12 protein-coding genes are annotated in these 13029 nt (G+C 62.9%); 2 read left to right on the forward strand and 10 right to left on the reverse strand.

All coding sequences use genetic code 11. From position 1 onward, the window contains the following. Positions 1 to 2: 2 nt before the first annotated feature. The 6 genes from ACP15K_RS01290 to ccoN form a co-directional block, all read right to left on the reverse strand. Positions 3 to 467 carry a FixH family protein gene (locus tag ACP15K_RS01290; protein ID WP_424989624.1) on the reverse strand — a complete coding sequence of 155 codons (465 nt, stop codon included), beginning with the start codon at positions 465 to 467 and terminating at the stop codon, positions 3 to 5. Continuing rightward, positions 467 to 1909 carry a cytochrome c oxidase accessory protein CcoG gene (gene ccoG / locus ACP15K_RS01295; RefSeq protein WP_193139532.1) on the reverse strand — a complete coding sequence of 481 codons (1443 nt, stop codon included), beginning with the start codon at positions 1907 to 1909 and terminating at the stop codon, positions 467 to 469. The genes ACP15K_RS01290 and ccoG overlap by 1 nt, the downstream gene beginning before the upstream one ends. 537 nt (positions 1910 to 2446) lie before the next feature. Then, positions 2447 to 3313 (reverse strand): cytochrome-c oxidase, cbb3-type subunit III, encoded by an 867-nt coding sequence (gene ccoP, locus ACP15K_RS01300; protein WP_193139534.1) that lies wholly within the window; start codon positions 3311 to 3313, stop codon positions 2447 to 2449. A gap of 46 nt (positions 3314 to 3359) precedes the next feature. After that, on the reverse strand, positions 3360 to 3542 hold the full coding sequence (locus tag ACP15K_RS01305) for a cbb3-type cytochrome c oxidase subunit 3 (RefSeq protein ID WP_193139536.1): 183 nt from the start codon (positions 3540 to 3542) through the stop codon (positions 3360 to 3362). A 12-nt stretch (positions 3543 to 3554) separates the two neighbouring features. Further along, complete coding sequence (ccoO, locus tag ACP15K_RS01310; protein ID WP_193139538.1) at positions 3555 to 4280, reverse strand: cytochrome-c oxidase, cbb3-type subunit II; 726 nt, start codon at positions 4278 to 4280, stop codon at positions 3555 to 3557. Between the two features lie 12 nt (positions 4281 to 4292). After that, on the reverse strand, positions 4293 to 5900 hold the full coding sequence (gene ccoN, locus ACP15K_RS01315) for a cytochrome-c oxidase, cbb3-type subunit I (protein WP_193139540.1): 1608 nt from the start codon (positions 5898 to 5900) through the stop codon (positions 4293 to 4295). A gap of 219 nt (positions 5901 to 6119) precedes the next feature. On the opposite strand from ccoN, the gene ACP15K_RS01320 reads away from it, so the two are divergent. After that, complete coding sequence (locus ACP15K_RS01320) at positions 6120 to 6959, forward strand: universal stress protein (protein ID WP_424989625.1); 840 nt, start codon at positions 6120 to 6122, stop codon at positions 6957 to 6959. A gap of 2 nt (positions 6960 to 6961) precedes the next feature. Here ACP15K_RS01320 and fnrL read toward each other — a convergent pair whose 3' ends face one another. After that, positions 6962 to 7711, reverse strand: a complete 750-nt coding sequence (gene fnrL / locus ACP15K_RS01325; RefSeq protein ID WP_193139544.1) for a transcriptional regulator FnrL — start codon at positions 7709 to 7711, stop codon at positions 6962 to 6964. 60 nt (positions 7712 to 7771) lie between these two features. Here fnrL and hemN point away from each other — a divergent pair, with 60 nt between their 5' ends. Beyond that, positions 7772 to 9127 carry an oxygen-independent coproporphyrinogen III oxidase gene (gene hemN / locus ACP15K_RS01330; RefSeq protein ID WP_424989626.1) on the forward strand — a complete coding sequence of 452 codons (1356 nt, stop codon included), beginning with the start codon at positions 7772 to 7774 and terminating at the stop codon, positions 9125 to 9127. A gap of 60 nt (positions 9128 to 9187) precedes the next feature. Here the strand turns inward: hemN and ACP15K_RS01335 are convergent, their stop codons facing one another. From ACP15K_RS01335 to ACP15K_RS01345, 3 genes are read right to left on the reverse strand one after another with little or no spacing between them, the layout of a single operon-like run. Continuing rightward, entirely contained in the window at positions 9188 to 10798 is a 1611-nt protein-coding gene (locus ACP15K_RS01335) for an ABC transporter ATP-binding protein (protein ID WP_424989627.1), read from the reverse strand. After that, positions 10795 to 11940, reverse strand: coding sequence for an ABC transporter permease (locus ACP15K_RS01340; protein ID WP_424989628.1), 1146 nt, complete (start codon positions 11938 to 11940; stop codon positions 10795 to 10797). Before ACP15K_RS01340 ends, ACP15K_RS01335 begins: the two co-directional genes overlap by 4 nt. A 1-nt stretch (position 11941) precedes the next feature. Next, entirely contained in the window at positions 11942 to 13027 is a 1086-nt protein-coding gene (locus ACP15K_RS01345; RefSeq protein WP_193139553.1) for a microcin C ABC transporter permease YejB, read from the reverse strand. Positions 13028 to 13029 lie beyond the last annotated feature (2 nt).

The raw sequence follows: 13029 nt of genomic DNA on the forward strand, positions 1-13029 counted from the left end.
GGTCAGCCCGCGCTGGACGCCTTCACATGCAGGATGACGCGTTGCTTGAATTCGGTGCCGTCGGACGCGGTGGCCTTCAGGCGGATGTTCCAGTTGCCTGGCACAAGATCCAGCGGCGCGGTGAAGGTGGCGTTGTTGCGCGAGAAATCGGGCACCACATCGTCATGGGTGCTGGTGGCCCAGCCCACGAGGGCGGTCAGATCGGCCACGTCCGGTGCCGGTTGTCCCGCCTTGGTGACGCTCACCGCGAGCAGACCATCGGAATAGTCCGCCGACACCTCCCAATCCAGCGCAAGCTGGGCGGCACGGTCGGCGTCGAAGGTCTGGCTGGCGACATAGGTGTTCTTGACTTCCAGCCCCGGAAAGGTCCGGACCGCCTGCACGGCAAGCAGAAGGTTGACCCCGATGATGATCCCGAAGGCCATGACCGTAAAGATCAGCACATGCCGTCCTGTGATCTCTCGCATCAGTTTGCCTTTCCATTAAAGACGGTGTCCTTGCCCGCGCGTTCGCCCGACACAGTGTCTTCGACCCAGATGTCTACATCCGTCACTGCACTGGTGGCGGCCGCGCTGTCGGGCGGGGCCATGATATAGACCCGCTGCAGCTTGGTCGAATCCGCAGGCACCAGGATCAGCGCATTGTCGCTGCCCTCGGCCAGCACAAACAGGTTGGCGTCGGATTCGATGGTGATCTGGAAGTCGCGATCCTCGCCATGCTTGTTGCGCAGCCGCACGTCATAGGCGTTGCGGATCGTGCCGTCGGACATGGTCACATAGACCGGGTTGCGGATCGGCGCAACGGTGAGGCTCAGGTCCGGGCGGATGAAAAGGGCGACGATCAGGCCGATCCCCACCAGGGACCACAAGGCCGTGTATAGGATCGTCCGAACCCGGAAGATGTGCTTCCAGACCGGGATTTTCTCCTGTCCCGAGCGTTCGTGCTGTTCATCGGTCAACGCCATGTAGTCGATCAGACCGCGCGGCTTGCCGATCTTCTCCATGATCTCGTCACAGGCATCGATGCAAAGGGCGCAGGTGATGCACTCCATCTGCTGGCCGTCGCGGATGTCGATGCCCATCGGGCAGACGTTGACGCAGGCGTTGCAGTCGATGCAGTCGCCCAAGGGCGCGGCGTCGACCTCGGCGGCCTTCTTGCGGTGATGTCCGCGCGGCTCTCCGCGCCAGTCGCGGTAGGCCACGGTGATGGTGTCCTCATCCATCATCGCTGCCTGGATGCGCGGCCACGGGCAGGCATAGATGCAGACCTGTTCCCGCATCAGCCCGCCGAAGACAAAGGTGGTGGCGGTCAGAAGGAAGATGGTGGAATAGGCCACCGGATGCGCGTTCAGCGTCACCACATCCCTGAGCAGCGTCGGCGCATCGGCAAAATAGAACACCCAGGCCCCGCCAGTGGCCACGGCGATCAGAATCCAGACCGCGAACTTGGTAATCCTGAGGCGCAGCTTGCGGGCGTCCATCTTCTTCTGGCGATGCAGACGCAGGCGCGCGTTGCGGTCGCCTTCGATCCAGCGTTCGACCAGAATGAACAGGTCGGTCCAGACCGTTTGCGGACAGGTATAGCCGCACCACACCCGACCCAGTGCCGAGGTGAACAGGAACAGCCCCAGCCCCGCCATGATCAGCAGGCCTGCCACGAAGTAGAATTCATGCGGCCAGATTTCGATGAAGAAGAAAAAGAAACGCCGATGGGCCAGATCCACCAGAACCGCCTGGCTGGGCAGTTCCGGGCCACGGTCCCAGCGGATCCACGGGGTGATGTAATAGATCCCCAGCGTCACCAGCATGATGATCCATTTCAGGTTCCGGAAACGTCCCGAAACACGCTTGGGGAAGATCGGCTCCCGCGCGGCGTAGAGGCTCGGAGGGGTTTCGTCGGTCGTACTCATAGTGACTTGTCCGATTCTGGCGACAGCATTGCTGTATCTCGCATAGGCCTTTCAGAAGGTAATTGACCTGTATCAAACCTCCAGAGGGCGCGACGCAAAGGCACTGCTTGGGTGGGGTCCTGTCCTGGACGAGGTGTACCTTGAGCGCCTTTCTGATCCCAAGAAGGGAATAGGTCGATGCGCCTTTCCGCCTCACACATGCGATGTTTTGCATGAAAATGGCGGGATTTCTGACCCGACATGCAACCAAGGCGTGCGAGAGGTCCGAGATTGCCCACTCCCCGGCCCGATATCTGTGGGGCAGATTGAAAGGACAGTCATCACAGTCGGAAAGGAATATCCTCGATGCCCCGCGCGAACATGACCCCCCGCCCTGCCCGCATGACCGGCCAGGCACCCCGCAAGACCGTCCCCACGCGCCACGATCTGCTGCAAGGCTGGGTTCTGCCGGTCCGCCGCAGCTGATCTTCCCGTCGCCGGACCGAAAAAGGCCGGGCACAGAGGCCCGGCCTTTTCATGTCGCCAGCGCGATTCGGCTTATTCGCCGCCGCCCAGCTGGTGCACATAGACGGACACGGCGTTGATTTCGGCCTGCGTCAGGCGGCCTTGCCACGGCGGCATGACACCGAAGCGGGCGTTCTCGACCGACTCCATCACGGCGTCGTAGTCGCCGCCGTAAAGCCACACGGCGTCGGTCAGGTTCGGCGCGCCCTGATCGCGGTCGCCGGTGCCGTCTTCGGCGTGGCACGCGGCACAGTTGTCCATGTAGACTTCCTCGCCCGCCGCCGCGGCCTCGGCATCCACCGGATCGCCCGACAGGCTCATCACGTAGTTGACCACCTGGTCGATCTGTTCGGATTCCAGCAGGTCGTCAGCCCCGAAGCGAGGCATCTCGGAATACCGGGCGTCCGGATCTTCCTCGTTGCGGATGCCGTGCATGACGGTGGTCTGGATGGCTTCGATGTCACCGCCCCAGAGCCAGGCGTCGTCCAGCAGGTTCGGGAACCCGATCGCACCGGCAGCCCCCGAGCCGTGGCACTGCGAGCACCAGGTCCGGTAGACCGCCGCGCCCTTGCTGACCGCGAACTGATCCAGAGAGGCGTTGTTGGCCACCTCGGTCAGGTCGATCGAGGCCAGCGCCGCGTTCAGGTCTCCATGGGCGGCTTCGGCTGCCTCCATGTCCGCGGCCAGATCGCCGCGGGTCGAGAACCCGAGGATCCCGGCCGTGGCCTTGTTGATCATCGGCCACGCCGGATAGGCGATGGAATATCCGATGCCCCAGACAATGGTGGCGTAGAAGCACCACAGCCACCATCGCGGCATGGGGTTGTCAAATTCCTCGATCCCGTCCCAGCTGTGGCCGGTGGTGGGGACCCCGTCTTGTTCATCAGGTTTGTTGCTCATAATCGAGTCTCCTTGCCGCCTTCGCGGTTGGGGGGGTGGGACCGCCTTAGCGGTCCTTGTCCTCATCGCTCAGGGGCTTGTCTTCGTGCCTGAAAATCACGTCTGCCGTATCCCGGTACTTCTGACGGTTGCCAAAAATCACGTAGATGACCACGCCGATGAAGAAGGCGAAGATGAACAGCATCATCCAGCTATCGGCGAATTGGCGAAGCAGAGTGTAGGTTTCCATGGCGTCCCCGCTTTACCGGCTTGCGTCGGGTGTGAAGGTCGAGAAGTCGACCAACGTGCCCAACATCTGAAGATAGGCCAACAGGGCATCCATTTCCGAGATCCCCGGCTCGCCGTCGAAGTTGCGCACCTGTGCGCCCGGATACCGCTCCAGCAGCGCGTCATAGTCGCTGTCCGGATTGGCCTGGGCCACGAAGTCGGCCTTGGCACTGGCGATCATCTCGTCGGTGTAAGGCACACCCACGATCTTGTGCGCCTTCAGCGTGTCGCCGATGTGATCCGGATGCAGATGGGTATCCAGCAGGAACGCGTATTTCGGCATGATCGACTCGGGCACCACCGACTGCGGGTCTACCAGGTGGGCGACGTGCCAGTCGTCCGAGTAGCGGCCGCCGACACGGGCCAGGTCAGGCCCGGTCCGCTTCGATCCCCACTGGAACGGACGGTCGTACATCGACTCCGCCGCCAGCGAGTAGTGGCCATAGCGTTCGACCTCGTCCCGCATGGGACGGATCATCTGGCTGTGGCACACATAACAGCCCTCGCGGATGTAGATGTCGCGCCCCTGAAGTTCGAGCGGGGAGTAGGGGCGCATGCCCTCTACATCCTCGATCGTGTTCTCCAGGTAAAACAGCGGCGCGATTTCAACGATGCCCCCGATGGTCACCACGATGAAGCTGAACACCAGCAGCAGCGTGACATTGGTTTCAATGATCTTGTGCTTCTTAAGGATGGACATGTGTCGTGCTCCTTACTCGGCCGGGGCGGCAACTGCGGCCGGGGCTTTCGCCTCGCCACGGGTTGCCGTCATGTACAGGTTATAGGCCATGATCAGGGCACCGACGACATACATCAGACCACCCAGAGCACGCACGACATACATCGGGAACTTGGCCGCCACGGTATCGGCGAAGGAGTTCACGAGGAAGCCGTTGGCATCCACTTCACGCCACATCAGGCCTTCCATGATGCCGGTCACCCACATGGATGCCGCGTAGAGCACGATGCCGATGGTGGCGAGCCAGAAGTGCCAGCTGACCATGGACAGCGAATACAGACGCTCGCGGTTCCACAGGCGCGGCACCAGGAAGTACAGCGCGCCGAAGGTGATCATGCCGTTCCAGCCCAAAGCGCCAGAGTGGACGTGACCGATGGTCCAGTCGGTGTAGTGCGACAGCGAGTTCACCGCGCGGATCGACATCATCGGACCCTCGAAGGTCGACATGCCGTAGAAGCCGATGGACACCACCATCATCCGGATCACCGGGTCGGTGCGCAGCTTGTCCCAGGCGCCCGACAGGGTCATCAGACCGTTGATCATGCCGCCCCAGCTGGGCATCCACAGGATCACCGACATCACCATCCCAAGCGTCCCTGCCCAGTCCGGCAGAGCCGTATAGTGCAGGTGGTGCGGACCGGCCCAGATGTACAGGAAGATCAGTGCCCAGAAGTGAATGATCGACAGCTTGTAGCTGTAGACCGGACGTTCGGCCTGCTTCGGCACGAAGTAGTACATCATGCCCAGGAAGCCCGCGGTCAGGAAGAAGCCCACGGCGTTATGGCCATACCACCACTGCGTCATGGCATCCTGCACACCGGCAAAGACCTGCACCGAATCCGAGCCGAAGATCGACACCGGAACCACCATGTTGTTGACCACATGCAGCATCGCGACGGTCACGATGAACGACAGCAGGAACCAGTTGGCCACGTAGATGTGCGGCTCTTTCCGTTTCACGAGGGTCCCGATGAAGATCGCCAGATAGGCCACCCAGACGATGGTCAGCCACAGATCGACGTACCATTCAGGCTCGGCGTATTCCTTGGACTGTGTACCGCCCAGGACATAGCCTGTTGCCGCCAGAATGATGAACAGCTGGTAACCCCAGAAGACGAACCACGCCAGGTTGCCGCCCCAGAGACGGGCCGCGCAGGTGCGCTGGACGATGTAGAACGAGGTACAGATCAGTGCGTTGCCGCCAAAGGCGAAAATCACCGCCGAGGTGTGCAGCGGACGCAGGCGGCCGAAGTTCATGTACGGCTGGGCAAATTCGAAGTTCAGGACCGGAAAGGCCAGCTGAGCCGCGATGAACGTGCCGGCCAGAAATCCGACGACACCCCAGAACGTGGTTGCAATGACCCCGTAACGGATCACGTCATCCATGTATTCGTCATCGGGGGCCTTGGTGGAAATTTTCACATCATCGACTTTGCGGAGGGTGTAGAGGAACATCCCCGCCGCGATGAGCATGATCAGAATTGCGTGGACGAAATACGCAAGGTCTCTTGCGTAATTCGCCGCTATAGCGGCTGCAAGGGTGATCAGCCCCAGCGCAACCAGCTTGAAATAATCGGTCATTCTCGTTCCCTTCTGCGTCCCATCCCGGCTTTGTCCGAACACCCTCACGCCCGGTTCCGAAGATTGGGACTGTCAGCCTGACAGTATCCCTCGGTATCCACACGGTGCCTGCGCAAGGCATTGATCCATGTCAAAAGCGACTGTAGCGCATGTGATAGGCTATGCAGTGCGGGCTGAAAGTCGCACGTTTTCAATCTCGCGCCGAAAGGAGCTTCCCCCATGTCCTACAAGACATTGTTGACCCTGATCCGCAGTCCGGATGACGCAGCGCAGCAAATTTCTGCTGCAGCGCAGCTAGCTCGGCATTTTGACGCACACCTCGAAATCATCTGCATCGGCATCGATGAAGTGCAGATGGGCTACTATTTCGCGGGTGCGGATTCGATGCTGCAGGAGACCAGTATCGATATGGCCCGCGAACGGGCCCAGGACCTGCTGACCCAGGCCGAAGCACTTGCCGAATCAGAAGGTGTCCGCTGGTCGGCGCGCGGAATCGTCAGCCAATACGGTGTGTTGGGCGATGTCGTCTCGCAACTGGCCCGATTCGTGGATCTTGTGATCCTGCCCCCGCCCTATGGCGACGAGGGCCACGTGGAAACCGAAGCGATTCTGGAAGCGGTGCTGTTTTCCGGCACGGCGCCGGTGCTGATCGCACCGAAGGGCGGCCTGCCCGCCGGGTTCCCCAAGCGCGCCGTGATCGGCTGGGACGAAAGCGGCGAGGCGCTGCACGCCACCCGCGCCGCCCTGCCCCTGCTGCAAGCCTGCGAGGATGCCCGTGTCACCATGGTCACCCCGTCGCGGCGCATCCGCCATTCCGGCACGCCCGGAGAGGACCTGTCGACCATGCTCGACCGGCACGGCGTCAAGGTGCAGATCGATCAGTGCCCGAAAGGCTCTGACCGGGTGTCGGACGTGATCCTGACCCATGTGCGCGACACCGACGCGGATCTCCTGGTGATGGGCGCTTACGGCCATTCGCGGTTCCGCGAAGCCCTTCTGGGCGGCGCCACGCGCGACATTCTCAGCGACGCGCCACTGCCGCTGTTGCTGGCCCACTAGGCTCAGGTCAGCATGCCACCATCGGCATCGTCCCCGGTTTCCTCCAGCAGACGGTCGAAATCGGGGATGGTGATGTGGCGTTTGCCTTTCAGGACAATCACCCCGTCACGGCGCAGGGCCGAAACCTGGCGGCTGACGGTTTCCAGGGTCAGGCCCAGATAATCGGCCATGGCCTCGCGGGTCAGCGGCAGGTCGAATTCCAGCGGTCCGTCGCGTCCCATCAGTTGCAGCGAGGCATCCCGGCGCACGATGATGGTCAGCAGCGTCGCGATCTTCTCGCGCGCGGTCTTGCGGCCCAGAAGCAGCATCCATTCGCGCGCCGCGTCCAGTTCGTCCAGCGTCATCTCCAGCAGCCGCTGGCCGATGTTCGGCGTGCGCCGCATCATTTCCTCGAACGGGCGTTTGCGGAAACAGCACAGCGTCACCTCGGTGGTCGCGGTCACGTCATAGGCCGCCTGTGCGCGCCCCGGCCGACCCACGAAATCCGACGGCAGCAACAGGCCGACCATCTGGGTGCGGCCGTCTTCCATCGTCTGGGTCAGCGTGGCGATGCCGCTGACAATCGAAGCCACGAAATCCATCTCGTCCCCGGACCAGACCACGGTCTGCCCGGCCGGCACGGTGCGATAGTATTTCAGAGCGTCCAGTTCCCGCAGTTCGTCGGTTTCGCACTTTGCGCAAACCGCGCGATGGCGGATCGGACAATCATCGCACTTCAGATTCGGAGTGGTGGCCAGCGAATGTGCGCGCATGGGAACCCTATTTGATGCGGATCAATGTCCGGCACGAATTAATGAGCTTAGCGTACCGGCATGGACACTCTAACTCAACTCTCCCGACTGGGTCTCTTCGACAGCCGGGTGCCGCGCTATACCAGCTACCCGACCTCGCCGCAATTCGATCAAAGCGTCGATGAGGCCAAGGTTTCGTCGTGGATTCAGGCCATTCCGGCAAACAGCCGCATATCGCTTTATGTGCATGTGCCGTTTTGTCGTCGCCTGTGCTGGTTCTGCGCCTGCCGCACCCAGGGCACGTCGAATCTGGACACGGTTCGCCTGTACCTTGAAACCCTGAAAACCGAGATCGGCCATCTGAAGGCGCATCTTGCGCCCGGCGTGACCCTGTCGCGGCTGCATTGGGGCGGCGGCACGCCGACCCTGCTGGCGCCCGACATGATGCGCGAGCTGGCCGATACGATCTTCGACATGACGCCCATGGCCGAGGACGGCGAGTTTTCGGTCGAGATCGACCCGAACGAGATCGACCATCCCCGCCTTGACGCGCTGGTCGCCGCCGGGATGACGCGGGCCAGCATCGGCGTGCAGGACTTCGACCCGAAGATCCAGGAAACCATCGGACGGATCCAGGGCTATGACCTGACCCGCCAGGTGGTCGAGGACATCCGCGACCGGGGCATCGAAAGCCTGAATACCGACATCCTGTACGGCCTGCCGCACCAGACCAACGCGCGTATCGCCGACAGCGTGCAACGGCTGCTGTCGCTGAACTCTGACCGGGTGGCGCTGTATGGCTACGCCCATGTGCCGTGGATGGCACGGCGCCAGTCGATGATCCCCTCGGACGCCCTTCCCACCCCGGCCCAGCGGCTGGAACTGTTCGAAACCGCGCGCGAGCTGTTCGCATGGGACGGCTATGCCGAGATCGGCATCGACCATTTCGCCCGGCCCAGCGACGGGCTGGCCCTGGCGCAGGAGGAAGGCCGCCTGAAGCGCAACTTCCAGGGCTATACCGATGACACCGCGCCGGTTCTTGTCGGCGTCGGCGCCTCGTCGATCTCGCGCTTCCCGCAGGGGTTTGCCCAGAACGCGCCCAGCACCGGGGTCTACACCAAGCATGTGCGCGCCGGGCAGTTTGCCACCGCCAAGGGGCATGCTTTCCGGGGCGAGGATCTGATCCGCGCCCGCATCATCGAGGCCCTGATGTGCGATTTCCGGGTGTCGAGCGCAGAGCTGGCCCGTGACTTCGGGGTCACGCCCGCGCAACTGGCCGCGCTTTACAAGCCGGCGCTGCACACCTTCGCGGGCTTCGTGCAGCAGACCCCGCACGGGTTGGAGATCACCCGCGACGGCCGCCCCCTGACCCGCATGATCGCGCGCAGTTTCGATGCCTACGAGTTGGCGAAATCAGGCCACAGCTCGGCGGTCTGACTGCCGCACCTATCCAGCCTCATGCGCCCGGTCTGCATCCCGCAGGCCGGGCGTTGCCGTTCAGGCCGCCGTATGGCGCGCATCCAGGTTCAGCGCCGCGGCCAGCAGGTCGCGGGTATAGTCTGATTTCGGCGCGCTGAAGACGTCTTCGCTGCGGCCCGATTCCACGATGTCCCCGGCCTTCATCACCAGCACCTTGTGGCTAAGCGCGCGCACCACCCGCAGGTCATGGCTGATGAACAGATAGGCCAGCCCATGGCGGCGTTGCAGGTCGCGCAGAAGATCGACGATCTGCACCTGCACCGTCATGTCCAGCGCCGAGGTCGGCTCGTCCAGAACCACCAGCTTGGGCCGCAGGATCATGGCGCGGGCAATGGCGATACGCTGGCGCTGCCCGCCCGAGAACTCGTGCGGATAGCGGTCGGCCATGGCCGGTTCCAGCCCCACCTCGACCAGGATCTCGGCCACCATCTGGGCCGGGGTCTTGCCGCTTTCAGTGCCATGCACGCCCAGCCCCTCGGCGATGATCTCGCCCACGTTCATGCGCGGACTGAGCGAGCCGAAGGGATCCTGAAAGACGATCTGCATGTCCTTGCGCAACGGCCGCAACGCCCGCGTTTTCAGCCCCGAGATATCGCGCCCCATGTAGACGATCGGCCCTTTCGAGCCGACCAGCCGCATCAGCGCCAGCGCCAGCGTGGTCTTGCCCGAGCCGGATTCGCCGACGATGCCCAGCGTCTCGCCCTGCCGCACCGACAGGGTGGCGGCGTTGACGGCCTTCACATGGCCGACGGTCTTGCGCAGGAAGCCCTTGGTGATCGGGAACCAGACCCGCAGATCGGTGCAGGACACGACCTCGGTCCCGGTATCGGGGGCCGGATCGGGCAGACCGGTGGGTTCGGCTTCCAGCAGTTTCCGGGTGTAGGGGTGTTGCGGGTTGGCGAAGATCTCGGCGGTCTTGCCGGATTCGACGATCTCGCCATCCTTCATCACGCAGACCCGGTCGGCAATGCGCCGCACGATGCCCAGATCGTGGGTGATGAACAGCAGGCTCATGCCCTCGGCCTTTTTCAGGTCGGCCAGAAGCGCCAGGATCTGCGCCTGGATGGTCACATCCAGCGCCGTCGTCGGCTCGTCCGCGATCAGCAGTTCCGGCCCGTTGGCCAGCGCCATGGCGATCATCACCCGCTGCCGCTGTCCGCCGGACAGCTGGTGCGGATAGGCGTCCAGACGGCTCTCCGCGTCGCGGATGCCCACCTTCTGCAACAGATCGATGATCCGCGCCCGCGCCGCATCGCCGGTCAGCCCCTGGTGCAGGGCCAGACTTTCGCCGATCTGCTTTTCCAGCGTGTGCAGCGGGTTCAGCGAGGTCATCGGCTCCTGGAAGATGAAGCTGATGTCATTGCCGCGAATCTCGCGCAGTTTGGCCGCCGAGGCGCCGACCATCTGCTGGCCGCGGAAGGTGACCGAGCCGTCGGTCTGCGCGCTTTCGGGCAACAGCGCCACGGTGGACAGCGCCGTCACCGATTTTCCGGACCCTGATTCGCCCACCAGCGCGACGGTCTCGCCCGCGCCCACGTCGAAGCTGACGCCCTTCACCGCTTCGACCGTCCGGCCATCCTGGCTGAAACCAACGCGCAGGCCGCTGACACTGAGAACCGGATCACTCATGCGAAGGTCTTTCTGGGGTCGAACGCGTCGCGCACGCCTTCGAAGATGAAGACCAGAAGCGACAGCATGATGGCGAAGGTGAAAAATGCGGTGAAGCCCAGCCACGGGGCCTGCAGGTTCTGCTTGGCCTGCAAGGTCAGTTCCCCCAGCGACGGGGCCGAGGATGGCAACCCGAAACCGAGGAAATCCAGCGCGGCGAGCGAGCCCAGCGTGCCGGTGATGACGAAGGGCAGCATGGTCAGCGTCGCCACCATGGCATTGGGCAGCACGTGGCGGAACATGATGATGCCGTTGCTGACCCCCAGTGCGCGGGCGGCGCGGACGTATTCGAAGTTGCGCGCACGCAGGAATTCGGCCCGCACCACGCCGACCAGCGCGGTCCAGCCGAACAGCACCATCAGGAACACCAGCAGCCAGAAGTTCATCTGGAAGATCGCCGCCACAATGATGATGATATAGAGGCTCGGCGTCGCGCCCCAAAGCTCGATCACGCGCTGGAAGATCAGGTCGATCCAGCCGCCGAAATAGCCCTGCACGGCCCCCGCCGCGATGCCGATGATCGAGGTCAGCGCGGTGACCACCAGCGCAAACAGCACCGACAGGCGGAAGCCATATATCACGCGGGCCATCACGTCGCGCGCGGTGTCATCGGTGCCCAGCCAGTGGGCGGCATCGGGCGCCGACGGCGCGGTGCCGACGATGTCGCTGACGGTGTTGTAGCTGTAGGGAATGACCGGCCACAGCAGCCAGCCTTTCGTGACCTCCTGCCCGTCGAATTGTCCGGTTTCCTGCACGCTGTCGATGACAGCTTCGGGATCGTCCCAGCAATCCTCCAGCCCACCCGAGACGATCAGGCATTGCACCTCGATGTCGCGATAGACGGCTTCGGTGCGGAAATCGCCGCCGAACTGGGTTTCGGGATAGAAGTTGAAGATCGGGGTGTAGAACGCGCCCTCGTATTTCACCAGCAGCGGCTTGTCGTTGGCGATGAACTCGGCAAACAGCGACAGGCCGAACAGCAAAGAGAACAGGATCAGCGACCAGAACGCCCGACCGTTGGCGCGGAAGTTGCGCCAGCGCCGCTGGTTCAGGGGGGACAGCCGCGACTTGCGGGGGGGGACGGTCGTGTCAGCAACGGCCATCTCAGGTCTCCCGCGTCTCGAAGTCGATGCGTGGATCGATCCACACATACATCAGGTCCGACACCAGCCCCATCAGCAGGCCGATCAGGCCGAAGACGTAGAGCGTGCCGAAAATCACAGGGTAGTCGCGACTGACCGCCGCCTCGAAGCCCAGCCGGCCCAGACCGTCCAGCGAGAAGATCGTTTCGATAATCAGCGAGCCGCCGAAGAACACCGACACGAAGACCGCCGGAAACCCCGCGATGACGATCAGCATGGCGTTGCGGAACACATGGCCATACAGCACCCGGCGCTCGGTCAGCCCCTTGGCCTTGGCGGTCATCACGTATTGCTTCTTGATCTCCTCAAGGAAGGAATTCTTGGTCAGCAGCGTCAGCGTCGCGAAGGCCGAGATGGTCGAGGCCAGCACCGGCAGGGTGATGTGCCAGAAATAGTCGATGATCTTGCCCATCAGGGTCAGGTCCGCGAAATTGTCCGAGGTCAGGCCACGCAGCGGGAACCATTTCAGGTAAGAGCCACCCGCGAACAGCACCAGCAGCAGGATCGCGAACAGGAAGCCGGGAATCGCATAGGCCACGATGATCGCGCCGCTGGTCCAGGTGTCGAACCGGGATCCGTCCTTGACCGCTTTGCGAATGCCCAGCGGGATCGACACCAGATAGGCGATCAGCGTTGACCACAACCCCAGCGAGATCGACACCGGCATTTTCTCCTTCACCAGATCGACCACGCTGATCGACCGGAAGTAGCTTTCGCCGAAATCGAAGCGGGCATAATTCACCAGCATGTTCAGGAACCGCTGCCACGCGGGCTTGTCGAAGCCGAATTCCTTTTCCAGTTGCTCGATGAAATCCGGTGGCAGGCCACGTGCGCCCAGATAACCGTCACCGGCATCGGTGCCCCCGCCGCCGGCATCGCCACCGCCGCCCGCGAAACTGCCGAACACATCCCCCTGCCCTTCGATCCGGGCAAGGATCTGTTCAACGGGTCCGCCGGGCACGAATTGCACCAGTATGAAGTTGATCAGCATGATGCCGATGAGAGTCGGAATGATCAGCGCCAGACGGCGCAGGATATAGGGACCCATGG

It is taken from the genome of Fluviibacterium sp. S390, from assembly GCF_049800695.1.
Lineage (GTDB): Bacteria > Pseudomonadota > Alphaproteobacteria > Rhodobacterales > Rhodobacteraceae > Meridianimarinicoccus.

Coding starts and splice junctions, on each gene's coding strand:
- ccoG (WP_193139532.1), bottom strand. CDS start 1,909: ATGAGTACGACCGACGAAACCCCTCCGAGCCTCTACGCCGCGCGGGAG.
- ACP15K_RS01340 (WP_424989628.1), bottom strand. CDS start 11,940: ATGGCCGTTGCTGACACGACCGTCCCCCCCCGCAAGTCGCGGCTGTCC.
- ACP15K_RS01345 (WP_193139553.1), bottom strand. CDS start 13,027: ATGGGTCCCTATATCCTGCGCCGTCTGGCGCTGATCATTCCGACTCTC.
- ccoN (WP_193139540.1), bottom strand. CDS start 5,900: ATGACCGATTATTTCAAGCTGGTTGCGCTGGGGCTGATCACCCTTGCA.
- ACP15K_RS01305 (WP_193139536.1), bottom strand. CDS start 3,542: ATGGAAACCTACACTCTGCTTCGCCAATTCGCCGATAGCTGGATGATG.
- fnrL (WP_193139544.1), bottom strand. CDS start 7,711: ATGCGCGCACATTCGCTGGCCACCACTCCGAATCTGAAGTGCGATGAT.
- ACP15K_RS01335 (WP_424989627.1), bottom strand. CDS start 10,798: ATGAGTGATCCGGTTCTCAGTGTCAGCGGCCTGCGCGTTGGTTTCAGC.
- ACP15K_RS01290 (WP_424989624.1), bottom strand. CDS start 467: ATGCGAGAGATCACAGGACGGCATGTGCTGATCTTTACGGTCATGGCC.
- hemN (WP_424989626.1), top strand. CDS start 7,772: ATGGACACTCTAACTCAACTCTCCCGACTGGGTCTCTTCGACAGCCGG.
- ACP15K_RS01320 (WP_424989625.1), top strand. CDS start 6,120: ATGTCCTACAAGACATTGTTGACCCTGATCCGCAGTCCGGATGACGCA.
- ccoP (WP_193139534.1), bottom strand. CDS start 3,313: ATGAGCAACAAACCTGATGAACAAGACGGGGTCCCCACCACCGGCCAC.
- ccoO (WP_193139538.1), bottom strand. CDS start 4,280: ATGTCCATCCTTAAGAAGCACAAGATCATTGAAACCAATGTCACGCTG.